The sequence below is a fragment of the Streptomyces sp. WM6372 genome, assembly GCF_001279655.1.
Lineage (GTDB): Bacteria > Actinomycetota > Actinomycetes > Streptomycetales > Streptomycetaceae > Streptomyces.
Genome location: NZ_LGDB01000171.1, coordinates 59,095 through 81,048, shown reverse-complemented (window position 1 = coordinate 81,048; position 21,954 = coordinate 59,095). Strand labels below are relative to the sequence as shown.

General features: G+C 72.4%; 25 protein-coding genes and 1 pseudogene. 8 read left to right on the top strand and 18 right to left on the bottom strand.

From position 1 onward, the window contains the following. Window positions 1–3: 3 nt before the first annotated feature. The 12 genes from ADK52_RS13915 to ADK52_RS13860 all read right to left on the bottom strand — a co-directional run bounded on the left by ADK52_RS13915 (window position 4) and on the right by ADK52_RS13860 (window position 9,718). A complete protein-coding gene (locus tag ADK52_RS13915; RefSeq protein ID WP_053690094.1) occupies window positions 4–648 on the bottom strand; it encodes a pilus assembly protein TadG-related protein in 645 nt (214 codons plus the stop codon). After that, window positions 645–845: a hypothetical protein gene (locus ADK52_RS13910; protein ID WP_053690093.1), complete on the bottom strand. Its 201-nt coding sequence runs from the start codon at window positions 843–845 to the stop codon at window positions 645–647. The genes ADK52_RS13915 and ADK52_RS13910 overlap by 4 nt, the downstream gene beginning before the upstream one ends. A gap of 110 nt (window positions 846–955) precedes the next feature. Continuing rightward, window positions 956–1,642, bottom strand: a complete 687-nt coding sequence (locus ADK52_RS13905; protein ID WP_053690092.1) for a response regulator — start codon at window positions 1,640–1,642, stop codon at window positions 956–958. Continuing rightward, window positions 1,639–2,835, bottom strand: coding sequence for a sensor histidine kinase (locus ADK52_RS13900; protein WP_053690091.1), 1,197 nt, complete (start codon window positions 2,833–2,835; stop codon window positions 1,639–1,641). The genes ADK52_RS13905 and ADK52_RS13900 overlap by 4 nt, the downstream gene beginning before the upstream one ends. A 3-nt stretch (window positions 2,836–2,838) precedes the next feature. Further along, window positions 2,839–3,732 (bottom strand): DUF5936 domain-containing protein, encoded by an 894-nt coding sequence (locus tag ADK52_RS13895; protein WP_053690090.1) that lies wholly within the window; start codon window positions 3,730–3,732, stop codon window positions 2,839–2,841. Window positions 3,733–3,745: 13 nt separating this feature from the next. Beyond that, window positions 3,746–4,684 carry a type II secretion system F family protein gene (locus ADK52_RS13890; RefSeq protein ID WP_053690089.1) on the bottom strand — a complete coding sequence of 313 codons (939 nt, stop codon included), beginning with the start codon at window positions 4,682–4,684 and terminating at the stop codon, window positions 3,746–3,748. Beyond that, window positions 4,681–6,027 (bottom strand): CpaF family protein, encoded by a 1,347-nt coding sequence (locus ADK52_RS13885; RefSeq protein ID WP_053690088.1) that lies wholly within the window; start codon window positions 6,025–6,027, stop codon window positions 4,681–4,683. The genes ADK52_RS13890 and ADK52_RS13885 overlap by 4 nt, the downstream gene beginning before the upstream one ends. Further along, window positions 6,024–6,392, bottom strand: a complete 369-nt coding sequence (locus tag ADK52_RS13880; RefSeq protein ID WP_053690087.1) for a TadE/TadG family type IV pilus assembly protein — start codon at window positions 6,390–6,392, stop codon at window positions 6,024–6,026. Before ADK52_RS13880 ends, ADK52_RS13885 begins: the two co-directional genes overlap by 4 nt. Before the next feature lies 1 nt (window position 6,393). Continuing rightward, on the bottom strand, window positions 6,394–6,723 hold the full coding sequence (locus ADK52_RS13875; RefSeq protein WP_234343733.1) for a TadE/TadG family type IV pilus assembly protein: 330 nt from the start codon (window positions 6,721–6,723) through the stop codon (window positions 6,394–6,396). Window positions 6,724–6,774: 51 nt separating this feature from the next. Beyond that, a complete protein-coding gene (locus ADK52_RS13870; protein ID WP_078988302.1) occupies window positions 6,775–8,052 on the bottom strand; it encodes an AAA family ATPase in 1,278 nt (425 codons plus the stop codon). Between the two features lie 7 nt (window positions 8,053–8,059). Beyond that, a complete protein-coding gene (cpaB, locus tag ADK52_RS13865; RefSeq protein ID WP_053690085.1) occupies window positions 8,060–8,761 on the bottom strand; it encodes a Flp pilus assembly protein CpaB in 702 nt (233 codons plus the stop codon). Between the two features lie 39 nt (window positions 8,762–8,800). After that, window positions 8,801–9,718 carry a hypothetical protein gene (locus ADK52_RS13860; RefSeq protein WP_234343732.1) on the bottom strand — a complete coding sequence of 306 codons (918 nt, stop codon included), beginning with the start codon at window positions 9,716–9,718 and terminating at the stop codon, window positions 8,801–8,803. Between the two features lie 382 nt (window positions 9,719–10,100). On the opposite strand from ADK52_RS13860, the gene ADK52_RS13855 reads away from it, so the two are divergent. Then, window positions 10,101–11,795, top strand: a complete 1,695-nt coding sequence (locus ADK52_RS13855) for a chitinase (RefSeq protein WP_053690084.1) — start codon at window positions 10,101–10,103, stop codon at window positions 11,793–11,795. A 141-nt stretch (window positions 11,796–11,936) separates the two neighbouring features. Beyond that, a complete protein-coding gene (locus tag ADK52_RS13850) occupies window positions 11,937–13,274 on the top strand; it encodes a M14 family metallopeptidase (protein ID WP_053690083.1) in 1,338 nt (445 codons plus the stop codon). Window positions 13,275–13,392: 118 nt separating this feature from the next. Here ADK52_RS13850 and ADK52_RS45005 read toward each other — a convergent pair. Together ADK52_RS45005 and ADK52_RS13845 are read right to left on the bottom strand one after the other, a co-directional pair. After that, window positions 13,393–13,530, bottom strand: a pseudogene (locus tag ADK52_RS45005) (tetratricopeptide repeat protein); the annotation flags it as partial. Between the two features lie 56 nt (window positions 13,531–13,586). Beyond that, window positions 13,587–14,270 carry a hypothetical protein gene (locus ADK52_RS13845; protein ID WP_053690082.1) on the bottom strand — a complete coding sequence of 228 codons (684 nt, stop codon included), beginning with the start codon at window positions 14,268–14,270 and terminating at the stop codon, window positions 13,587–13,589. Window positions 14,271–14,643: 373 nt separating this feature from the next. On the opposite strand from ADK52_RS13845, the gene ADK52_RS42310 reads away from it, so the two are divergent. Beyond that, window positions 14,644–14,802, top strand: a complete 159-nt coding sequence (locus ADK52_RS42310; protein WP_159045931.1) for a hypothetical protein — start codon at window positions 14,644–14,646, stop codon at window positions 14,800–14,802. Window positions 14,803–14,809: 7 nt separating this feature from the next. Here ADK52_RS42310 and ADK52_RS13840 read toward each other — a convergent pair whose 3' ends face one another. Together ADK52_RS13840 and ADK52_RS13835 are read right to left on the bottom strand one after the other, a co-directional pair. Beyond that, window positions 14,810–15,220, bottom strand: coding sequence for a RidA family protein (locus ADK52_RS13840; protein ID WP_053690081.1), 411 nt, complete (start codon window positions 15,218–15,220; stop codon window positions 14,810–14,812). Next, complete coding sequence (locus tag ADK52_RS13835) at window positions 15,217–15,990, bottom strand: IclR family transcriptional regulator (protein WP_053690080.1); 774 nt, start codon at window positions 15,988–15,990, stop codon at window positions 15,217–15,219. Before ADK52_RS13835 ends, ADK52_RS13840 begins: the two co-directional genes overlap by 4 nt. A gap of 156 nt (window positions 15,991–16,146) precedes the next feature. Between ADK52_RS13835 and ADK52_RS13830 the strand changes: the two genes are divergently transcribed. The 5 genes from ADK52_RS13830 (at window position 16,147) to ADK52_RS13810 (ending at window position 21,065) form a co-directional block, all read left to right on the top strand. After that, on the top strand, window positions 16,147–17,427 hold the full coding sequence (locus tag ADK52_RS13830) for an amino acid deaminase (protein ID WP_053690079.1): 1,281 nt from the start codon (window positions 16,147–16,149) through the stop codon (window positions 17,425–17,427). 13 nt (window positions 17,428–17,440) lie between these two features. Continuing rightward, window positions 17,441–19,012 (top strand): N-acyl-D-amino-acid deacylase family protein, encoded by a 1,572-nt coding sequence (locus tag ADK52_RS13825; RefSeq protein WP_053690078.1) that lies wholly within the window; start codon window positions 17,441–17,443, stop codon window positions 19,010–19,012. A 63-nt stretch (window positions 19,013–19,075) separates the two neighbouring features. Continuing rightward, a complete protein-coding gene (locus ADK52_RS13820) occupies window positions 19,076–20,086 on the top strand; it encodes a YdcF family protein (protein ID WP_053690108.1) in 1,011 nt (336 codons plus the stop codon). Between the two features lie 126 nt (window positions 20,087–20,212). After that, window positions 20,213–20,398 carry a hypothetical protein gene (locus ADK52_RS13815; RefSeq protein WP_030159484.1) on the top strand — a complete coding sequence of 62 codons (186 nt, stop codon included), beginning with the start codon at window positions 20,213–20,215 and terminating at the stop codon, window positions 20,396–20,398. Between the two features lie 220 nt (window positions 20,399–20,618). Further along, window positions 20,619–21,065: a nitroreductase family deazaflavin-dependent oxidoreductase gene (locus tag ADK52_RS13810; RefSeq protein ID WP_053690077.1), complete on the top strand. Its 447-nt coding sequence runs from the start codon at window positions 20,619–20,621 to the stop codon at window positions 21,063–21,065. 32 nt (window positions 21,066–21,097) lie between these two features. On the opposite strand, the gene ADK52_RS13805 is transcribed toward ADK52_RS13810, so the two are convergent. Next, window positions 21,098–21,574 (bottom strand): macro domain-containing protein, encoded by a 477-nt coding sequence (locus ADK52_RS13805; protein WP_053690076.1) that lies wholly within the window; start codon window positions 21,572–21,574, stop codon window positions 21,098–21,100. A 93-nt stretch (window positions 21,575–21,667) separates the two neighbouring features. Continuing rightward, on the bottom strand, window positions 21,668–21,931 hold the full coding sequence (locus ADK52_RS13800) for a hypothetical protein (RefSeq protein ID WP_147420010.1): 264 nt from the start codon (window positions 21,929–21,931) through the stop codon (window positions 21,668–21,670). Window positions 21,932–21,954 lie beyond the last annotated feature (23 nt).

The following is a 21,954-nucleotide window of genomic DNA, read 5'->3' as shown; positions in this document are numbered from 1 at the left end:
CTGTCAATCGACCAAGCGCACGTCAAACAGGGTCCTGGCCAGCTTGCGCCAGGGGTCGGGCTTCAGAGGGTCCAGCACCAAGGCCTTTCCGCCCTTGCACTTGAACGTCACCGGCTGCGCCGGGGTCGGTGCCGGAGTGGGGCCCTGGGTAGCGGTCGGGGACGGAGTGGGAACAGGCTCTGGAGCGGAGTCCAGAGTGCAGCGCGGCTCGATCGACGCGGTCGCCTTGGCTTGCCCGTGCACGCTGCCGGTGCCCGGGACGACCGACTTCCCCACCGTCCCGTTGGTCGTCACCTCGACCGCGAACTCGCGAGACCGCGGAGTGCAGGTCGCCGACGCGTCGTTCTTGGCCGCGAAGCTGCTCGCTTCCGCGCAGGAACCGGTCGAGTCCAGCAGCTCCCCGCGAAGGATCCTCTCCCACTCCTCGGGCTCGAACTTCGTGAAGTCCAGGCCCGGGACCAGGTGATCTCGGGCATCGCGCGCAGCCGCGAGGGCAGCCGCGTCGGCAGCTCCTTGCGCGTTGCTGCGTGTGACGCCTGCCTGACCCACAACAAAGAAGGCCAAAGCGGCGAAGAGCAGGCCCGCCACCGCGACCGCGTAGATCGGGAATGCCTGTCCGCGATCGTCCCGCAGTCCGCGCCGGCTCACCTCCCTGCGGTGATACTCGCGACTGCACCCGTGATTTTGGTGGTGATGGCCTGACCGATGCCCGTGCCGATGATCGCGCCGATGATCACTACTACCACCAGGATGATGCCCAGGTATTCGAAGGCCGTCTGGCCTCGGTCCCGGGCGGCCTTGGTTTCGTACCGGTTCCGCATCCTCGCCAGGGTGTTCTGCAACATGGGGGTTCCCTCCCGGGCCGGTGGCGCTGTTGGTTTGCGGACCGTACGGGGAGTCACCGGTGATAACCAAGGGTCCCGGGGCCCAATTACGGACCCACTGCGCACTCCGTCTACCCATGGCCGCTCACCCCTGGACGGGCCGTTCCCAGCCAACGCGCTATCGCCTCGCTGCGGCTCGTGCTCTGGAGCTTCGCGAAGATGCGGTTGATGTGGTTCTTCACCGTCTTCTCGCTGATGAAGCAGGTGGCCGCGATCTGCTGGTTGCTCATCCCGGACGCGATGAGATCCATGATCTCCACCTCCCTCGAACTCAGGCCGAACAGAACCGAGTTGTGCAGTCGCTCAGGAGAGCGTGCCACAGTTCGTTGCGGTTGCGAAGAGGTCCGGAGCTCCGCGAGGAGTGCGCTCGCCGCCGTCGGCGTGAAATGGGCCCGGCCCTCGCGGACGTCGCGGACCGCGCGGACCAGGTCTTCCGGCGTGAATTCGCCGTGGACCAGGTAGCCGCCCGCGCCCAGGAGGAGCGCTTCTCGGACGACCTCCGACTCCTGGCTGTACGTCAGCATCAGTACGGGCGCCAGCTGTACGAGGTGCGGCAGGGCCGAGATGCCGTCGACGCCCGGCATGCGCACGTCCAGCAGGATCACGTCCGGGGCGTGCCGGCGGGTCAGGCTCAGGGCCTCGCGGCCGTCCGCAGCCTGGGCCACGACCTCCATGTCCCCGGCCGTCGCCAGGAGGGACGTCAGGCCCGCCCGTACCACCGGGTTGTCGTCGGCGATCAGGACGCGCAGCGCGGTCACGGGCTCCCCTCCGGGGTCAGGGCCGCGAGCGGGAGGTCCAGGCGGACCACCGTCCCGGGGCCGGACGGCCGGGCTTCGATCCGGAGGCGGGCGCCGATGGCCGCCGCGCGTTCCGTCATGCCGAGCAGCCCGAAGCGGCCCCCGCGGCGCAGGGCGTCCGGCGGGAGGCCGCAGCCGTCGTCCTCGACGGTCAGGGTGAAGTCCCTCGCGTCCACCGCCACCGAGACCAGCACGCGCGAGGCTCCCGCGTGGCGGCGGGCGTTCTCCAGGGCCTCCGCGGTGATGGACAGGACGTGGTGCGCCACCCCCGGAGCCACCATCGGGAGAACGCCCGTCGTGCGGAGTTCCGCGTCCTCGCCGACCAGGACCGGGAGTTCGGCCGACAGAGAGACCCCTGCGGGCTCGCCTCGCAGCTCCGTCAGCAGTGCGCGGGATTCCGCCGCCGCCGCGCGGGCCGCGCCGGAGAGGAAGGAAGCCTGGCGGCGGACGGTCGCCGGGTCCGTGGTGCGGGCGAGGGCGTCCGCCGCCAGGGCCAGGCCGTGCAGGGTCTTCGCCACCGAGTCGTGCATCTCGCGGGCCAGGTCGTCCCGTTCGGCGCGTACCGCCTCGGCCACCGCCAGCCGGGCCCGCGTCTCCGTCAGGGCCTGGCTCGCCGCGCCGAAGCGGAAGAGGAGGTCCCGGAGCGAGGCACCGGCCGCGCCCGCCAGCAGGCACAGCACCGGCAGGGTCAGGCCGCCGGCCACGGCGGCCACGGCCACCGCCGCCACGGCCGCGTACACCGCCGAGCCGCGCCACCCGTGGACCAGCCCGGCCAGCAGCGGTGTGCAGAGCACGGCGAAGCCGAGCGGCGAAGCCGGCCTCGCCGTCACCAGCAGCAGCCCGCAGCACGCCAGGTCCGGGGCCAGCAGCCACCGGTGGCGCAGCAGCAGCGGCCCGAAGCGCTCCCAGTCGCGGAAGAGCACGTACGAGAGCATGAAGGTGAGCAGGATCGCCCCGCCCACGAGGTACGCCGGCCCGCCGGCCGCCGTGCGCCCCAGCGCCAGCGGCGCGCCCAGGCCGATCATCACCATCCGGAACGCGAAGACCCGCCGGGAGAGGGCCTGGAGCGCGTGGGACTGGAGTGCCGGGGAGGGTTCCCCCGCCGTCCTTGCGCGTACGGACAGCCCCGCCAGGGGGATGTGGAGGACCGCCATGGTTCACCCGCCCCCGAGCAGCGCGCCGAAGTCGACGTCCGCGCCGTACACGAAGCCGCAGACCAGCAGGATCAGCGTTCCCGGCAGCATGAACATGGTCACCGCGAACGTGGCCTTCGGGACCGCGCGGGCCGCCCGCCGACGGGCGTTCTGGGCGTCCGTACGGCGCATGTCCTCGGCGATCGCGATCAGCGTGTCGACGATCGGCGAGCCCAGCTCCTCCCCCTGGAGCAGCGCGGTCACGAACTGCGCCACCTGCTCGGAGTCGTTGCGCCGGCGCAGCTCGTCGAAGGCCTGGCGGCGGCTGACGCCCATGTCCATCTGCTGCAAGGTGATCCGGACCTCGTCCGACCAGGGGCCGTCGTACTTGGCGGCCACCCGCTCCAGCGCCTGGCGGAAGCCGAGCCCCGCGCTCACCACGACGGCGAGTACGTCCAGGAAGTCCGGCAGCGTCCGCTCGATGTGGTCGCGGCGGACCCGGATCGCCGACCACAGGCCGACCTCGGTCCAGAACAGGCCGAACGCGACCATCAGCAGGGCCGGTACGAGCTGGCCGTTGATCAGCATCGAGAAGGCGCCGAGCGCGCCGAGGAACCCGTACACCGCGCGGCGCGCCGCGTACCGGTCTATGGTCAGGCCGGCCGGATTGCCCGCCAGGTCGATCTGGCGGCGCTTGCGGGCGACCCGGTTCGGGCCCATCAGGCGCAGCACGAGCGGCGCCCAGCGGATGCCGAGCCGGTCGACGGCCGAGCCGACGGCCGTCGTACGGGTGGCGCCGACCTCCAGGGCCAGTGCGAGGTCGCTGGGCAGTTTCACCTCGGCGCGGTAGAGGCGGATGCCGTGGAAGACGCCGAGGACCGACACCCCCAGCAGCAGCGCGAGCAGCAGAGCCGTCATGTCCGTCGCCCCCTCACACGTCGATCTTCGAGAGCCGGCGGATCAGGACGAAGCCGAGCGTGAAGAGCCCGATCGCCACCAGTACCGCGGTCTGGCCGATGAACGCGCCGGTCATCCGGTCCAGGGCGCCCGGCATCATCGCGTTCACCAGCAGCAGGGAGCCGAGTCCGATGGCCGGCACCAGGTAGGCCGTCACGGTCACCTGGGAGAGCTGGGTGCGGACCTCGCGCCGCGTCTCCTTGCGCTGCTCCAGCGTCACGGTCAGGTTGCGCAGGCTGCCGACTATCGCTCCGCCCGCCCGCGCGGACAGCACCAACGTCGACACCAGTACGACCAGTTCCCGCGAGGGCAGCCGTTCGGCGATCTCGCCCAGCGCCTCGTCGATGGAGTGGCCGACGGCGAGGCGGTCGGCGACGCGTGAGAGTTCCTCGCCCGCCGGGGCCTCCAGCTCCTCCGCCGCTATGGCGATGGCCGTACGGAGGGCCAGCCCGGCCTGGGTGGCGTTGGCGAGGATGCGGGCGAGCTCGGGCAGCTGGTTGATGAAGCGCTCGTTGCGGCGGGCCCGCTGCCAGTTGAGGAAGGCGTCGGCGGCCCACAGGCCGATCAGGCCGGCCACCGGGCCGAAGAACGGGGCCAGGAAGCTGGCCGCGACCAGCCACACCCCGGCGACGGACAGCAGCACGTAGACGAAGAACTCGCCGGGGGTGAGGTCCAGGCCGGTCACGGCCAGCTTCACCTCGATGCGCTTGCCGAGCGCGGTCCGGCGCAGGCGCCGGTCCACCCCGGGGAAGCGGCGCCTGCGGCCCGTCTGCTCGGGCGCGCCGTCCGCGGCGAGGCGTTCGATGAGGGCGGCGCGCTGGGCGCGGCCGGCGGCGTACGCCTGGACGCCCGCGACCACGAGGACGCAGGCCAGCAGCGTGACGCCGAGGGTGAGGAGGATCAGTGGGTTCACAGGACGGTCCGGGTGATGCGGGTGGCGAGCTGGTCGTCGGACAGGGCGACCCCGAAGGCCTGTGGGATCGGCTGGTTGTTCATGTAGAGGCGGTCCGCGATCCGGCGCGGCAGCGGGTAGTACTCGAAGTGGCCGTGGACGCGGCCGTCGGCGCTCATCGGCTGGGCGGCGAACCGGCAGACGGTGGTGATGCGGAAGGGCTCGCGGCCGTGCGAGTCGAGGATGGCGATCTCCGTGAGGCGGCGCGAGCCGTCGCCGAAGCGGGTCAGCTGGACGACCACGTTCACCGCGCTGTTGATCTGGTCCTGGAGGGCCTCGAAGGGGACCTCCACCTCGGACATCGAGGCGAGGGTCTGCAAGCGCATGAGCGCGTCCTCGGCGCTGTTCGCGTGGACGGTGGCCAGGGAGCCGTCGTGGCCGGTGGACATCGCCTGGAGCATGTCGAGGGTCTCGCCGCCGCGGACCTCGCCGACGATGATGCGGTCGGGGCGCATGCGCAGGGAGTTGCGTACGAGGTCGCGGATGGTGATCCGGCCCTTGCCCTCCACGTTCGCCGGCCGGGATTCGAGGCGGATGACGTGGGCCTGCTGGAGCTGGAGCTCCGCCGAGTCCTCGATGGTGATGATCCGCTCGCCCTCCGGGATGAGACCGGAGAGGGCGTTGAGGAGGGTGGTCTTCCCGGTGCCGGTGGCGCCCGACACGATGACGTTCATCTTCGCCTGGACCAGGCCGGACAGCAGCAGGAGCATCTGCTCGTCCAGGGAGCCGAGGCCGATCATCTCGTGCAGGGTGAAGGCCCGCGGGAAGCGGCGGATCGTGAGGGTGGCACCGGTCAGGGACAGCGGCGGGATGATCACGTTGACGCGCTCGCCGCTGGGCAGGCGGGCGTCGACCATCGGATTCGCCTCGTCGACGCGGCGGTTGACGGTGGAGACGATGCGCTCGATGGTCTGCATCAGCTGGTCGTGCGAAGCGAAGCGCAGGGGCAGCTGCTCGACGCGGCCGGCGCGTTCGACGAAGATCTGGTCCGGGCCGTTGACCATGATCTCGGAGATCGAGGCGTCTTCGAGGAGCGGTTCGAGCACGCCGAGGCCGAGCGCCTCGTCCACGACCCGGCGGATCAGCTGCGCCCGCTCGACGGTGGACAGGACCGGGCCCTCGCGGCTGATGATGTGCCCGAGGACGCGCTCCAGCCGGGCCCGCCGCTCGGCGGGCGCGAGCGCCGACATCTCGGCGAGGTCGATCTCCTCCAGCAGTTTGGCCCGGTACGCGGAGACCAGCCGGCCGTCCTCGCGCGGACCGTGCCGGTCGTCGGGGGTGTTGACCCGGGAACGCAGGCTCATGGACGGGCTCCGCTCGGGTCGTCGTTGGGCATGACGGCCGTGCGCTTGGCCGTGTAGGAGTCCAGGCCGGGCACGATCGACTTGACGGTGATGCGGGCCGTCGCGGTGACGGCGTCGCGCGACGCGGCGACGTCGATCCGAGCGAGCGCGGCGAGGCTCGGCCGGATCGCCGCCTTGCCGGCGGCCTCCCCGCCCTCGCCCTTGCGGGCCTCCACGCGGGCCGCGGTACGGGCGGCCGTGTCCGCCTGCTGCTCCACGTACGCGACCCAGCCGAGCTGGATCCCGCACAGGGCGACGAACAGCAGGATCGGGATGAAGCCGATGTATTCCAGGGCCACTTGGCCCCGGTCCCGGTCTCGTTTCACCTCAGTCCTCCTCTTCCTTCGCGGAGCCGCCCTCGCCCGTGATCGGGATGCCGATGTCGAGGCCCGGGAAGAAGACCGGGAGGTTGAGCTTCACGGTCGCCTTGTAGACGTCGCCCGCCTCACCGCACTCCACGCCCATGTTCCAGGCGCCCCCGACGTGCCGCCGGGCTGCGGCGTCACACGCCCCGCCGCCGTGCACCGCCCCCACCCGCGCCGCCTCGTCCGCGGCGTTGCCCGCCAGGGAGAACGCGTACCCGATCAGTACGCACTCCCACACCGCCGCCACGAGCAGCAGGATCAGCGGCACCATGCCGACGAACTCGACCGCCACCTGGCCGCGATCGCCCCGGGCACACCTGACGGGTCTGCGCGCGGGCATCCGTCAGCCCTCCCGGCCACGGCGCAGCCGCGCCACCGGGCCCGCGGCCCGTACGGCGAGGGCCGCGCCCGGGGTCCCCGCGGCGGCGGCTTCCGGCTCCGCCGCGGACGGCGGCGAAAGCAGGCCGAGTTCGCCCGCCAGCGTCCACAGCGCCTGCTTCACGCTGGAGCGGTTGTCGAGGTCCTGCACCCGGCCCGCGTCCACCACCGCCTGGAGCTCCTTGAAGGCGGCCGGCACCGGGGTCCGGGTGGCCCGGGTCTTCGTGATCTTCTCGATCAGCGAGGGCTGGATCTCCGTGTGCTTGCTCCAGCGGTTGACCACCATCGCGGTGTCCTCCGCCTTGCGGACCTGGAGCCGCTCCCACATCCGGACCAGCCGCTTGGCCGCCCGCACGCAGACCACGTCGGGCGTCGTGACCAGGACCGCCACGTCCGCCATCTCCACCGCCGCCGCGTTCGCGCCGGTCACCTGGGTGCCGCAGTCGATGACGACGAGCTCGTACCGGCTGCGCAGGGCGCCGACGATGTGCCGGGCGGCGCGTTCGTCGACCTCCTCGCCCCGCTCGCCCTCCGCCGGGGCCAGCAGCAGCGCCAGCCCCGTCCGGTCCTCGTACACCGCGTCCTGGAGCACGCGCGGGGAGATGTCGTGGATCCCGGCGAGGTCGGCGATCGAGCGCCGGAACTGCACGTCGAGGTACGAGCCGACGTCGCCGGCCTGGAGGTCCATGTCGACCAGGGCCGTACGCCGTCCCGAGGCGGCCGCGGCCAGCGCGAACTGCACGGCGGTGAAGGTGGTGCCGACGCCGCCCTTGGCCCCGGTGACCGTGACCACCGTGCCGCCGGGCCCGGTGAACACGTCGGCTCCCCGGCCCAGGTGGCGGCGTACGCCGACGGACCACTGGGCGGCGGCCTGGACGCGGGCGGCGAGTTCCTCGTACGCGAGCGGCAGCCCGATCACGCCCCGCGCGCCCGAGTCCATGGCGGCGGAGAACACCGCCGGTCCGGCGTCCGAGGAGACCAGCACCACGCCCACCGCCGGGAAGCGGAGCGCGACCTCGCGGATGAGGTCGAGCGCGGGCACCGGGCCGATCCGTTCGTGGACGAGGACGACCTCGGGCAGTTCGTCGATGGATTCGGCGGCCAGCCGCCCCAGGGTGTCGAGCAGGCTGGTGGAGTCGGGGACCGGGACGCCCGGCTCGGCGGCCGGGAGCTGGCTGAGGAGGGTGGAGATGTGGCGGGCGGCGTCCGGGTCGCCGGCCGCGGGGAGGATTCGGGTGGTCATCCGGGCCTCACTTGTCCCCGTCGAGGGTGTACGTACGGTCGCCCGGGCCGGGCGCGGAGTCGGTGCCGGGGGCCACCAGGGCCAGGCGTACGTGCTCCGCGAAGGACTCGGCGTACGCGACGCGCTGGGTGTCCTTGGTGTTCAGGGCGAAGGTGATCGGGACCGCCTCGGCGGGGCCCTTCTTGTCGCTGTCCTTGTCGAGGGCGGTGAGCCTGCCGACGTTCAGGACGCGGGCGTTGGCCACGATGATCACCGAGCGGGAGGGCTCGGTGTCCTTGGCGCCCTTGAAGGTGGCGATGATGTTGACCTTGGCCCCGGAGTAGATCTTGCCGGCCACGCCCGTCGCCGCGTCGATCATGATGGCGATCTCCTGCTCCCCGGGCTGGAGCTTCGGCGTGTCGACGAACATGTCCGACTGGAGCAGCGAGCCCTTGCGCAGGGTGGTGAGCGCGATCTTGTCCTTGAGCCGGCCGAGGTCGGTGACGGCGGTCTCGGACAGCCAGCGCTTGGGGATGGAGACCTCCTCGAACTGGCCCGCCGACAGCGGGCTGTACGGCGGGATGTCGCCCTTGGCGCGGTAGGCGGTGACCTCGGCCCCGACCTTGGAATTGACGTCTCCGATCACCACGAGGACCCCGCCGAACGCCGCGAGGGCGCAAAGGACCGACAGGAGCAGCAGGATGACGCCGCGGCGCTGGCGTGAGTTCATGGGCCGTACTACCTCGCCGTTCTTCGATCGTTCAGCCGGTCAGTGTCTTGGTCTGGGCGCGCCGGAGAAGGCCGGCGGCGGTGTCCCGTCCCCGGTCCCGGCCGGCGGCGGGGCGGCCAGGGGGGCGGAGCAGAAGGCGCAGCGGTCGCCGATGAGTTCGAGGCCGCACCAGTGGCACTCCTCGCGGCGGACGGAGGCGACCAGCTGGTAGAGCACGGACGGGTCCGGGATGGCGGCGGCGAACTCGACCAGCTTCGCCGTGGCCCACCAGACGGGCGAGTCGGCCGGGAGCGGGTTCTCCATCACGCCCTGGACCCGCCAGGCGGGGGCGAGTTCGGCGGCCACCCAGTCGGAGGCGAGCTGGCCGCGCGCGAAGGTCAGGTGGGTGGCGTACGCGGGGCCGGGCGGCAGGGCGGTTCCTCCGGCGTGCGCCCCGCCCCCGCCGGAGCCGGTCAGCTTGGCCAGGTGCGGGGTCGGGTGGGCCAGTACGGCGAACTGCGCGCTCGGCGACCACGAGCGGGCGTGCGCCTTGAGGCTGACCGGGACCCGGTCCAGTTTGGCGACCGAGCCCAGCAGGGCCCCGGCGTGGATGTAGTGGGACAGCAGCCGGGCGGCGGAGGCGATGACTCCGGGGCTGAAGTCGCAGACGCTGAGCTGGCGCAGCTGACGTACCAGCAGGGCCGTGGCCAGCGGGGGCAGATCGATGTCGAGGAGGGCGATCCGGTCGGTCTCCAGGATGGCCCGCACGGTGTGCAGCCGCCGGACGGTCGCGGTCGGCAGCCAGGGCGGTACGAAGGCCACGAGGTGGCCGTGGCGCTCCAGCAGGGCGCTCGTCTCGGCGAGGGCGCCCGCGAGGTCGAGCTCTCCGGGCGGGTGCAGGACGACGGCCGGCGGTGTGTGCCGGTCGGGGGCCGGCAGCACCAGATCGGCGCTGGTGACGGCAATGGCGGTCGGCACGCGAATCCCCCTGTTCACCCCGTACGCCCCATACGTCGGCGCCGCCGTCGCGTACGCGCACCCCTGCGCGACCGCAAACGATCGGCGCCCTTCCCCCTTGCCCCAGCACCATATCCGCGTCGTCCCTGGCAGGGCAGGGCCTTGGTAATTCCCGTACCGGCAGGCCCGGTCACAGGTGGCGGGAAACCCGGACATCCGGGATCGGACGCCCAATCAATTCAAGCCACATTGCAAAGAGTCTTGACAGGGGGATTGGTCTGGACCAACTCTGGCCCCACGCGGCGACGCGCCGACGGGGCTTCCCCCACCCATGACCCCGGGTGCGTTCGTTCACCAGTTCCACCTCCCCCTTCACATCCCCTTCTCCCCCCACGGAGACCACGTGAACCGCATACGCTCGCTCGCCCTGCTGGGCGCCGCCACCCTGACCGCAGGCGGCCTGACCGCCCTCGCCGCCGGCACCGCGCAGGCCGCCGACGTCAACGTCGTCCGCAACGGAGGCTTCGAGTCCGGCCTCGCCGGCTGGACGTGCACCTCGGGGAGCGGGGCCGTCGTCTCCTCGCCCGTGCACGCCGGGGCCGCCGCCCTCAAGGGAACCCCGGCGGGCCAGGACAGCGCGCAGTGCAGTCAGACCGTCACGGTCAAGCCGAACTCGACGTACACGCTCAGCGAGCAGGTGCAGGGCTCGTACGTGTACCTCGGCGTGACCGGGACCGGCACGCAGGACGTGTCCACCTGGACCCCCGGCTCGGGCGGCGGCTGGCAGCAGCTCTCCACCACCTTCACCACGGGCGCGAGCACCACGCAGGTCACGGTGTGGACGCACGGCTGGTACGGGCAGCCCGCCTACGTCGTCGACGACTTCAGCGTCTTCGGCCCGGACGGGGGCGGCGGCACCGACCCCGGCCCGTCCGTCCCCGGCGCCCCGGGCGGGACCGCCGTTTCCGGCCAGAGCGCGAGCGGGCTCACCCTTTCGTGGAACGCGGTCAGCGGGGCGAGCGGCTACTACGTCTATCAGGACGGAGTCCGCGTCAAGACCGTGTCCGGCTCGCCCGCCCAGATCACCGGGCTGGCCGCCGCCACCTCGTACTCCTTCCAGGTGAGCGCGTACAACGCGGCGGGCGAGGGCCCGAAGTCGGCGGCGGTGACCGGTACGACGACCGGCGGCGGCAACCCGAACCCGAACCCCTCGGTCCCCCAGCACGCGCTGACCGGCTACTGGCAGAACTTCAACAACGGCGCGACCGTCCAGAAGATCTCCGACGTCTCGTCCCAGTACGACATCATCGCGGTCTCCTTCGCCGACGCCACGACCACGCCCGGGGCCATCGCCTTCAACCTGGACTCGGCGGGCCTCGGCGGCTACACCGTCGCCCAGTTCAAGGCCGACATCGCGGCGAAGAAGGCGGCCGGCAAGTCCGTCATCCTCTCCGTCGGCGGCGAGAAGGGCACCATCTCGGTGGGGGACTCGACCTCCGCGAACAACCTGGCGAACTCCGCGTACGCGCTGATGCAGGAGTACGGCTTCAGCGGGATCGACATCGACCTGGAGAACGGCCTCAACCCGACCTACATGACGCAGGCGCTGCGCTCCCTGTCCGCCAAGGCCGGCCCCTCGCTCGTCATCACGATGGCCCCGCAGACCATCGACATGCAGTCGACGGCGGGCGGCTACTTCAAGACGGCGCTGAACATCAAGGACATCCTGACCGTCGTCAACATGCAGTACTACAACAGCGGCTCGATGAACGGCTGCGACGGCAAGGTCTACTCGCAGGGCTCGGTGGACTTCCTCACCGCGCTGGCCTGCATCCAGCTGGAGGGCGGGCTCGACCCCTCGCAGGTGGGCATTGGCGTACCGGCCTCGCCGTCCGGCGCGGGCAGCGGGTACGTCTCCCCGACCATCGTGAACAACGCCGTGGACTGCCTGGCCAGGGGCACGAACTGCGGATCGTTCAAGCCGTCGAGGACCTACCCGGGGCTGCGCGGCGCGATGACCTGGTCGACCAACTGGGACGCCAAGGCGGGTAGCGCTTGGTCCAACTCGGTGGGTCCGAAGGTTCACGCCCTGCCCTAGGCGGTACGTGTGGGGGTGGCCGTCCCGGCGGGTGGCCGACCGGCGGATCTGGCCGGAATGGAGTTCTTGACCGGGACATGCCAGAAGAGCACGCTGTGCGCGTCCGCACGGCTACCCCACACTCCCCACCCAGGAGAACGCATGCGGCTCCACACACGACGCAGGGCCGCCGTCACGGCGGCCCTGCTCGCTCTCGCGCTCGGCGCGCCCGCCTACGGCATGAGCGCGACGGCGGCCCCGCCGCCCACCCCTTCGACGGCCACCCAGGACGAGGCGATCGTCCAGTACGAGGTCAAGGGCCCGGCCACCGCCGCCGAGCGAACGGCCCTGCTCCGTACGGGCGTCTCGATCGACGAGGTCGACGCCCGCTCGGTCGTCGTCAGCGCTGACCCGCAGCAGGCCAAGGAACTGCGGGCGCTCGGCTACAAGCTGACCGCCCTGCCCGGGCCGCCGGACCGCTCGGAGCGCGGTGTCGCGGCGAGCCCGATGGACTTCCCGTCCAAGGACTCGATGTACCACAACTACGCCGAGGCCAACACGGAGATCGACCAGCGCATCGCCCAGTACCCCTCGATCATGAGCAAGAAGGTGATCGGGAAGTCGTACCAGGGCCGGGACATCGTCGCCATCAAGATCAGCGACAACGTCGCGACCGACGAGAACGAGCCCGAGGTGCTCTTCACGCACCACCAGCACGCCCGCGAGCACCTCACCGTCGAGATGGCGCTCTACCTGCTCAAGGAGTTCGGCTCCAAGTACGGCACCGACTCGCGGATCACCGACATGGTCAACGGCCGCGAGATCTGGATCGTGCCGGACCTCAACCCGGACGGCGGCGAGTACGACATCGCGACCGGCTCGTACCGCTCCTGGCGCAAGAACCGGCAGCCGAACGCCGGATCCTCGTACGTCGGCACCGACCTGAACCGCAACTGGGACTACAAGTGGGGCTGCTGCGGCGGCTCCAGCAGCAGCAAGAGCTCCGAGACCTACCGCGGGGCGGCCGGCGAGTCGGCCCCCGAGGTGAAGGTGGTCGCGGACTTCGTGCGCAGCCGCGTGATCGGCGGCAAGCAGCAGATCACCGCCTCGATCGACTTCCACACGTACAGCCAGCTGGTGCTGTGGCCCTTCGGGTGGACGTACAACGACACCGCGCCGGGCATGACGGCGGACGACCTCGCCGTCTACAAGACCATCGGCACGAGCATGGCCCGCAGCAACGGCTACACGCCGGAGCAGTCGAGCGACCTGTACATCACGGACGGGACGATCGACGACTGGCTGTGGGGCAACCAGAAGATCTTCACGTACACCTTCGAGATGTACCCGTCCGAGTCCGGCAGCGGGGGCGGCTTCTACCCGCCGGACGAGGTGATCGAGCGTGAGACGGCGCGCAACCGTGACGCCGTGCTGCAACTGCTGGAGAACGCGGACTGCATGTACCGCTCGATCGGGAAGCAGGCGCAGTACTGCACGTGATCCACGGGTTGTGAACCGACGGCACCGCAGGGGCGCCCCGCCGCCGGGGGGCGCCCCTTGTCGTGCCGCCGACGCCCTGTCCGAGGAGGTGACGGGTGTGCTCGGCGTCGGGGTGCCCGGGCCCCAGCACCCGCTCGCGGGCACGGAGGACCTGTTCGAAGAGCGGCCTGGCGACCACCTCGCCCCGTCGGGCCAGCACGGTGAGAGCGACGTTCATCCGGGTGAGCAGCGTGTCAGGGTGTTCCGCGCCGAGCATGCGCGTCTGGGCCTGCAGCACCTCCTCGAACAGCCGCCCGCCCGCCTCCGGGTCGTCTACGCCGTCCGTCCCCCGGCCCGGTGCGCCTGGGCCTCGTGGATCCGGGCGGCCAGCACCACGGGGTGGTGTCCGGCATGCTCCGCCCTGAGGTCGGGCAGCAGGTGCCCCAGCCGGTCGACGGCTTCTTCGGCCTCCCCCGCCAGAAGGTCGGCGTGGGCCCTGCCCAGCCGGGCGAGCAGGGTGATCCGGTCCCTGGGGCCGGCCAGGACGAGCTCCCGGTAGAGCCTGCGCCCCTGCGCCGGCTCCCCGCTTCCGGTGGTCCAGGCGGCCAGCCGGAGCAGGGCCGTACGGGTGAGCGGGTGATCAGTCCCGAGGGCGTCGCGGCAGTCGTCCAGGAGCGTGCTCGTGAGCCTGCGCGCCTCGCGTACGTCCCCGGTCTGCCCCGTCCGGTAGGCGGCCACGTGCCGGGCGGCCAGGAGGCCCGGGGCCTGCGGGCGGAGCGTCCCCTCAGCGCAGTGCAGGAGGTCCCGGGCGAGGTCATGGGCCCGACGATGCAGGTCGAGTGCTTCAAGGTCGGCGATGGAGGACGCGATGCGCAGGAGGCGGGGTCCGCTCAGCCACTCGGCCTCGGTGTCGGCGCCGAGCCGCAGCTTCTCGGCCGCACCGTCCCAGCCGAGGCCTCGGCCACCGCGGGTGTCGGGCTGCGGTCGTCCTCCAGTTCCTCCCAGCGGCGCTGCCACGACGCCCTGTCCCGCCAGGGGGCGGCTGCCGGGTCGTCGTGCGCCGCATGGGCGAGCAGCACGTCGACCTGGGCAGAGCGGCGTCCGCAGCCCTGCCCGCGTCCTCGATCGCCCGGTAGTTCATGCCGCCCGCGTCCTTCAATTCCGCCAGATCCAGGCGGAATTGGAGCCATGAGTCCGTCATGGCAAGCAATGTTCCCGGAGGTGGGGCGGCCCGTCCCCCGTCCGGGACGAGACGGCCGTCCGGGATGCGGCGCGGTGTCCCGGACGGCCTTCGGGCGTCCCGGAACACCGCGGCGGGCGCACGGTCGTGGCCGACTGGTTCCACCGGCTTCCGCACAGGGCGCAGGCCGTGACGACGAGGAGCTCCGCCATGACCGCGTCCACACGCCCGCGCCGCCCGTACCTCGATCTGCGCGTCGGCGACTTCGAGATGAGCCTGGAACGGCGGCCGGCCCGGCTGATCGGTTGGCTGCGGTCCGCACTCGTCTCCGCGGGCGGGGTGTGGGTGGGCGTCAACTGGCCTTTCTGAAGCCCGGTCAGCCGAGGACGGCGAGGGCGTCGATCTCGATGAGCAGGCCGGCGGGGAGGCCCACGTAGACCGTGGTGCGGGCGGCCGGGGCCTCCTTCAGGCCCTGCTCCTCGAAGTAGGCGTTGTAGAGGGCGTTCATCTCGGCGAAGTGGTCCGTGTCGGTCAGGTAGACGCGGATCATCATCACGTCGTCCCAGCCCGCGCCGCCGGCCTCCAGTACCGAGCGGACGTTCTCCAGCGTCTGGAGGGTCTGCTCGCGCAGGGTCGGCCCGGCGGGGGTCGGCGCCCGGCCCTCCACGTGCGGGAGGAAGCCGACCTGGCCGGCGACCTGGAGGATGTTCCCCTTGCGCACGCCGTGCGAGAAGCGGGCCGGCGGGGTGGTGTGGGTGTCGGGGGTGATGGCGGTCTTCTCGGTCACGGGGTGTCCTCGTCGTCGTGTGGGGCGTGCGGGGAGCCGGAGTACTCCCGGCTGATGGTGTCGGCGGTGCGCTGGACCAGGGGCAGCAGTTCGAGCAGCTCCCCGGCGGTGACGACCACGGTGGGCGCGGAGACGGACAGCGCGGCGACGGCCCGCCCGCCGGGCCCGCGCACGGGCGCGCCCAGGCAGTTGACGGACTCCTCGTGCCCGCCGAGGTCGGTGGCCCAGCCCTGTTCCCGTACGAGGGCCAGCTCGCGCAGGAAGGACTGCGCGTCGGGGGTGGAGCGGGCGGTGTAGCGGGGGTAGTCGATGCGCTCGGCGAGGCTGCGCCGCTCGGCCTCGGGGAGGTCGGCGAGCAGCAGCTTCGCGACGGCGGCGACGGTGAGGGGGACGGGCCGGCCGATGCGGGAGTACATGCGGACGGGGTAGCGGCTCTCGACCTTGTCGATGTAGACGACCTCGTCGTCCTGGTGGAGCGCGAGGTGCACGGTGTGGCCGGTGAGCCGGTTGAGCTCGACGAGGTGGGGGTGGGCGACGGTGCGGACGTCGAGGTTCTCCACGGCCTCGGCGGCGAGCGCGAAGAGCTGGGCGCCGAGGCGGTGGCGGCCGTCGGGCTGGCGGTAGACGAAGCCGTGCTCGTGCAGGGTGCGCAGCAGGCGCAGGGCGGTGCTCTTGTGGACGCCGAGCTCCTCGGCCACTTCGCCGAGCCCTGCCGGGCCCTTGGCGAGCAGCGGCAGGATCCGCAGCGCCCGCTCCACCGACTGGCTCACGCCGTCTCCCTTCGCCCCGCCGCCGCCCGCTGCGCGGGGCCCGGCGGAACCCGTACACGCGGCCGGGCGTTGACCCCTCGTACGCAGGATGCTAGACAGCAAGCGGCACAACACGCAATGCACGTTGCAGCAGATGCAACGCGAGGAGGAATCCGCATGGGCAGCGACGCAGTCCGACGGCTCGCCGACGAACCGGTCGACCACCGGTTCAAGGGGCTGCCGCCCGACGCCGAGCGGGCGGGACTCACCGTCGGGCAGCTGGCCGCCGAGAAGCGGGACCTCTACTCCGGCGGGTTCACCACCCCCGTGCTCACGCTCGACGCCGAAGCGCTGGAGCACAACCTCACCGCCCTCGGCACGTACGCCGCCCGCCACGGCCTGGCCTTCGCCCCGCACGGCAAGACCTGCATGGCACCACAGCTCTTCCGCCGCCAGCTCGACCACGGCGCCTGGGGCATCACCGCCGCCGTCCCCCACCAGGCCCGCGTCTACCGCGCCTTCGGCATCCAGCGGATCTTCCTCGCCAACGAGCTCGTCGACCCGGCGGCGCTGCGCTGGGTGGCCGCCGAGCTCGCCGCCGACCCCGGCTTCCGCTTCGTCTGCTACGTCGACTCCGTCCGCGGGGTCGAGCTCATGGACCGGGCCCTGCGCGGGCAGCCCCAGGTCGTCGACGTCGTCGTCGAGCTCGGGGCCGGCGAGGGTGCCCGTACCGGCGCGCGGACCGACGAGGACTGCCGGGCCGTCGCCGACGCCGTGGCCGGGGCCGCCGGCCTGCGCCTCGTCGGCATCGCCGGGTACGAGGCCGAGGTCCCCGGCGCCGACCCGGAATCCGTCCACGCGTACCTGCGCCGGCTCACGGCGCTGGCCGTCGAGTTCGACCGGGCCGGGCGGTTCGCCGCCGACCTCGACGAGATCGTCGTCAGCGCCGGCGGCTCCGCCTGGTTCGACGCCGTCGCCGACGTGTTCGCCGAACTCCCGGAGCTCTCGCGGCCGGTGCTGAAGCTCCTGCGCTCCGGCGCGTACGTCTCGCACGACCACGGCTGGTACACCCGCCTGACCCCCTTCAACCGGGTCCCGGAGGAGGGCGGCCTGCGCCCCGCCTTCCGGCTCTGGACCCAGGTCGTCTCCCGCCCCTCCCCCACGCAGGCCTTCGTCAACGCCGGCAAGCGCGACATCGCCTACGACCTCGGCCTGCCCGAGGCCGAGCTGGTGCGCGACGCGCTGACCGGCGAGGAGCGCCCGGCCGCCGGGGTCCGCGTGGTCAAACTGTCCGACCAGCACGCCTGGCTGGAGACCGAATCCGCGGACGACGTGAACGTCGGGGACTGGGTGGCGCTCGGCATGTCCCACCCCTGCACGATCTTCGAGAAGTGGCCGCTGATCCCGGTCGTCGAGGCCGACGGCACGGTCACCGAGTACGTCCGCACCTTCTTCTAGCGGAGCCGCGCCGGTGGACCTGGTCATCCGCGGGGCCCGCGTCGTCGACGGCACGGGCGGGCCCTCGTACACCGCCGACGTGGGTGTGCACGAGGGCCGGATCGCCGAGATCGGCCGGATCCGCTCCGGCGGCCGCCGCACCGTCGACGCGCACGGGCTCGCCCTGGCCCCCGGCTTCGTCGACATGCACGCGCACAGCGACCTCGCCCTGCTCCGCGACCCGGACCACAGCGCCAAGGCCGCGCAGGGCGTGACCCTCGAAGTCCTCGGCCAGGACGGGCTCTCGTACGCGCCCGTCGACGACCGCACCCTCGCCGAGGTGCGGGTGGCCATCACCGGCTGGAACGGGGCGGGCGAGGACGTCGAGTTCGACTGGCGGGACGTGGGCGGGTACCTGGACCGGCTCGACCGCACCGGCATCGCCGTCAACGCCGCGTACCTCGTCCCGCAGGGCACCGTCCGCGCGTACGCCCTCGGCTGGGGCGACCGCCCCGCGACCCCCGCCGAGCTCGACCGGATGCGGACGCTCGTCGCCGAGGGCCTCGCACAGGGCGCGGTCGGCATGTCCTCGGGGCTCACCTACACCCCCGGCATGTACGCGTCGGGCGCCGAACTGGCGGAGCTGTGCCGGGTGGTGGCCTCGTACGGCGGCTACTACTGCCCGCACCACCGCTCGTACGGGCGCGGCGCGCTCGGCGCGTACGCCGAGATGGTCGCTCTGGCCCGGGAGGCCGGCTGCGCGCTGCACCTCGCGCACGCCACCATGAACTTCGCGGAGAACGAGGGCCGGGCGGGCGAGCTGCTCGCCCTCCTCGACGAGGCCCTCGCCGCCGGGGCCGACATCAGCCTCGACTCGTACCCGTACACGCCCGGCTGCACCACCCTCGTGGCGCTGCTGCCCGGTTGGGCGAACGAGGGCGGGCCCGAGGCCGTGCTCGCCCGGCTGCGCGACGACGCCGAGGCCGAGCGGATCCGGTACGCGCTGGAGGTGACCGGGGCGGACGGCTGCCACGGCGTTCCGGTCGACTGGGCGACGATCGAGATCGCGGGGACGGCGGACCCGGCGCACGGGGCGTACGTGGGCACGCGCCTGCGGGACTGGGAGAGCGCCCGGCGGCTGCTGCTGGCGGACCGGCTGGGGCCGACGGTCCTCCAGCACGTCGGGCACGAGGAGAACGTCCGGGCGATCATGCGCCACCGGGTCCACACCGGCGGTTCCGACGGCATCCTCCAGGGCGCGAAGCCGCATCCGCGGGCGTACGGGACCTTCCCGCACTACCTGGGCCACTACGTGCGCGAGCTCGGCGTGCTCTCGCTGGAGGAGTGCGTGGCCCATCTGGCGGGCCGTCCGGCGGCCCGACTGCGCCTGCCCGACCGGGGGTTGGTGCGTGCCGGGTACCGGGCCGATCTCGTGCTCTTCGATCCGGAGACGGTCGCGGCCGGGTCGACGTACGAGAACCCGCGGGTGCTGCCGGCCGGCATCCCGCACGTGCTGATCGACGGCCGGTTCGTGATGCGGGACGGGCGCAGGACGGACGTCCTGGCGGGGCGGTCGGTCCGCAGGACGCCGTGCAAGGGCCGTTGAGGGGCCGTCGGAGCGGGTCGGGGGCCCGCCGGAGGCCCGCCGGGTCCGCCTACGATGGGCGGCATGCTCGCCTTTGTCCCCGCCGCGCTCTTCTTCGTCCTCTTCTGCGTGAGTGTGCGGGAGGACCGCCGGCGCTTCCGGAACGCGGTCCTCCTGGGCCTCACCCTCATATGCGGGTCGATCGGCCTGCTGTTCCAGATACCTGAACTGCCGTCACCACTGGACGCGATCGCGGTGCTGCTGGTGCTGGTCGTGCCGACGGTCGGCACGCTCGTCCTCGGCGGCTACCTGATCCGCAACGGTCTGACGATGGTCCGCAAGGAGGGCCGCAGGCCGACCAACCTGCTGTCCATGGCGGCGGGGCTGGGCATCTTCGCGCTGATCGCGCTGGTCTTCGGGGTGGCGGGCCGGGGCTCCCGGGTCGTGGACACGATGGTGGCGGGCCTGATCATGCTCGTCGGCTACGTCTCCTTCATCTTCCTCTGCTTCCTCGCGTACGCCTTCCTGTACGGGCGGATCACGGTGCGCGGCGACGTCGACTACGTGGTCATGCTGGGCTCCGGGCTCATCTGCGGCGAGCGGGTGTCCCCGCTGCTCGCCTCCCGGCTGGAGAAGGGCCGGCAGATCCACGCCGCCCAGGTGGCCCGCGGCGGCCGGACTCCGCTGCTGCTGGTCTCGGGCGGGCAGGGGTCGGACGAGAAGCTCTCGGAGGCGCGGGCGATGGCCGACTGGCTGATCGCGCGGGGCGTCCCGGAGGAGCGGATACGGCTGGAGGACCGCTCGGCCACGACGAGGGAGAACCTCGCCTTCAGCCGCACGATCATGGCCGACGCGGACCCCGGCTACCGGTGTGTGGTCGTCACCAACAACTTCCACGCGTTCCGGGCCGCGATGACGGCCCGCGCGGCCGGTGTCAACGGCCAGGTGCTCGGCTCCCCGACCGCCACGTACTTCTGGCCGAGCGCCACCCTCCGCGAGTTCGTCGCGGTGTTCTGGGAGCACAGGGCGGTGAACCTGAGCATCTGCGCGGCCATAGTCGCCGTGACGGCACTGGCGGCCATCGCCCTTGCTTAGGGGGTGTCCAGGCGGAAGGCGATCTTCTCCATGGGGGGAGGCTGCGAGTCCGAGGTGCGTTCATGGCGCCGCCGCCGGAGGATGAGGGAACCGGGGGGGACACCGCGTTTCCGAGGAGGTATCCCGATGGACAGTGAATCGGGCCAGCAGCCCAATCGGCCGGCCAAGCTCTTCAGCGGCGGGGAGCGGCCGTACGACCCTGAGGACCTCGTGATGGTGCAAGGGATGGAGCCGACTCCGGAGCGGCTCGAAAAGGCGCGCCAGCTGATCGAGAAGGAAGGCCCGCAGGTCATCGAGCGCTACCTGCCCTAGCGGGAGCGGTGGCACGGCACGGAAGCTGCTGGCGGCCCCGGCCCGGGGGCAGGTCCCCGGACCAGGGCCGCACGCGTGCCGCTGCGCGGCGCTCCCGGTGGCGGCGGGAGACCCGGCCGCGGCGGCGTGGGGCACCGAGCGCGCGCTCCGGGGCGACCGCATCCAGAATCGGTGAAGGATCGTTAAGCCGCGCGGGGGGTCTGATTCCGGAGGCACCGCCATGCAGACGATCACCATCGACTGGGACCACCCCACCGACCCCCGCCCGAGCCGCGAACGCGAGCACGTACAGGACTACGTGACCACCGGCGGACTCGACGGCCACCTCTGGCACGGGGTCCCCACGCTCCTGCTCACCACGTTCGACCGCGTCACGGGCCGGACCTCCCGGACGCCGCTGATCTACGTCGAGGACGCGGGCCGCCACGTCGTGCTCGCGGCCCACTGGGGCGCCGCGGAGCACCCGGCCTGGTACCGGCATCTGACCGCCCACCCGGAGGTCCGCCTCCAGGTCGGTGCGGCCGTCTTCCGGGCCACGGCCCGCACGGCCTGCCCGGCGGAGCGCGAGGTCTACTGGCCGGCGATGACGGCCCTGTGGCCCCTCTTCGACGACTACCAGGCGGCCGCCTCGCCCCGCGAGATCCCCCTGGTGATCATCACCCCGTAGCCCCCGGCGGCGCCCCCGCCCCCGCCCCGCGCTCAGGCGTGGTCGTAGACGGTCACGGCCACGTCCCGGGCGCACAGGGCCCCGGTGACCAGCGGTTCGACGCGGGACCACTTCCCGCCGGCCAGGCCGCAGCCGATGCGGGGCATGTGGACCGAGGCCTCCAGCGCGAGCGCGTGCCCGCCGAGTGCCGCCAGGCAGCGCTCCAGCGCGTCGTAGCGGATCGGCGGGCCGCCGCTGCCCGTGCGTATGCCGCGCTGGGCGACCATGTTGGCCACCCAGGTGTCCGGCCGCACCTGGACCAGCTGGACCGCGCCGAGCCCGAAGTCGTTGCCGCTGCGGCGCCGGTGCCAGGCCCGGAACTCCTTCTCGGGCTCGGGCCAGCGCTTCGAGAGCGCCAGCACGAAGCCCTTGCCCCAGCCGCCGATGTCGTTGCAGACGTGCCCGATGATCTTCGGGCCCTTGGCCTGCGGGCCGGTCGCGTCCCCGGCCATGATGCGGAGCTGCTTCACGGTCCGCCCCTTTCCCCCGTCCACGACCCTACGGGCGACCACTGACAGCGGCGCCGGGGCCGGACCGGGGCGGACCACGGCGCCGGCCGTCGGTCACAGGTACTCGCGGGCGAATTCCATCGCCCATTCCACCGCCGCGATCGGGACGCTCCCCGACAGGGGGTCGATGGTCAGACGGGCGGCCTCCCAGCCCTGGTCGTGCTCGCGGTGGATCGCGAAGTGCGCCCCCTCGGCGTCCCCGGCATCCCCGGAGCCCGCCGCACCCGCGGCGCCCTCACCGTCCTCACCGCTCCGCGGTGCGACCAGGAACTCGATCGCCCGGTCGTCGCCGTCCGTGCCCACCGTCGTGATCACCATGTCGCCGACCATGAATTCCACCG

Coding starts and splice junctions, on each gene's coding strand:
- ADK52_RS13820 (WP_053690108.1), top strand. CDS start 19,076: ATGCTCGCCTTTGTCCCCGCCGCGCTCTTCTTCGTCCTCTTCTGCGTG.
- ADK52_RS42310 (WP_159045931.1), top strand. CDS start 14,644: ATGACCGCGTCCACACGCCCGCGCCGCCCGTACCTCGATCTGCGCGTC.
- ADK52_RS13895 (WP_053690090.1), bottom strand. CDS start 3,732: ATGACGGCTCTGCTGCTCGCGCTGCTGCTGGGGGTGTCGGTCCTCGGC.
- ADK52_RS13900 (WP_053690091.1), bottom strand. CDS start 2,835: ATGGCGGTCCTCCACATCCCCCTGGCGGGGCTGTCCGTACGCGCAAGG.
- ADK52_RS13810 (WP_053690077.1), top strand. CDS start 20,619: ATGCAGACGATCACCATCGACTGGGACCACCCCACCGACCCCCGCCCG.
- ADK52_RS13815 (WP_030159484.1), top strand. CDS start 20,213: ATGGACAGTGAATCGGGCCAGCAGCCCAATCGGCCGGCCAAGCTCTTC.
- ADK52_RS13910 (WP_053690093.1), bottom strand. CDS start 845: ATGTTGCAGAACACCCTGGCGAGGATGCGGAACCGGTACGAAACCAAG.
- ADK52_RS13800 (WP_147420010.1), bottom strand. CDS start 21,931: ATGGTGATCACGACGGTGGGCACGGACGGCGACGACCGGGCGATCGAG.
- ADK52_RS13830 (WP_053690079.1), top strand. CDS start 16,147: ATGGGCAGCGACGCAGTCCGACGGCTCGCCGACGAACCGGTCGACCAC.
- ADK52_RS13885 (WP_053690088.1), bottom strand. CDS start 6,027: ATGAGCCTGCGTTCCCGGGTCAACACCCCCGACGACCGGCACGGTCCG.
- ADK52_RS13870 (WP_078988302.1), bottom strand. CDS start 8,052: ATGACCACCCGAATCCTCCCCGCGGCCGGCGACCCGGACGCCGCCCGC.
- ADK52_RS13850 (WP_053690083.1), top strand. CDS start 11,937: ATGCGGCTCCACACACGACGCAGGGCCGCCGTCACGGCGGCCCTGCTC.
- cpaB (WP_053690085.1), bottom strand. CDS start 8,761: ATGAACTCACGCCAGCGCCGCGGCGTCATCCTGCTGCTCCTGTCGGTC.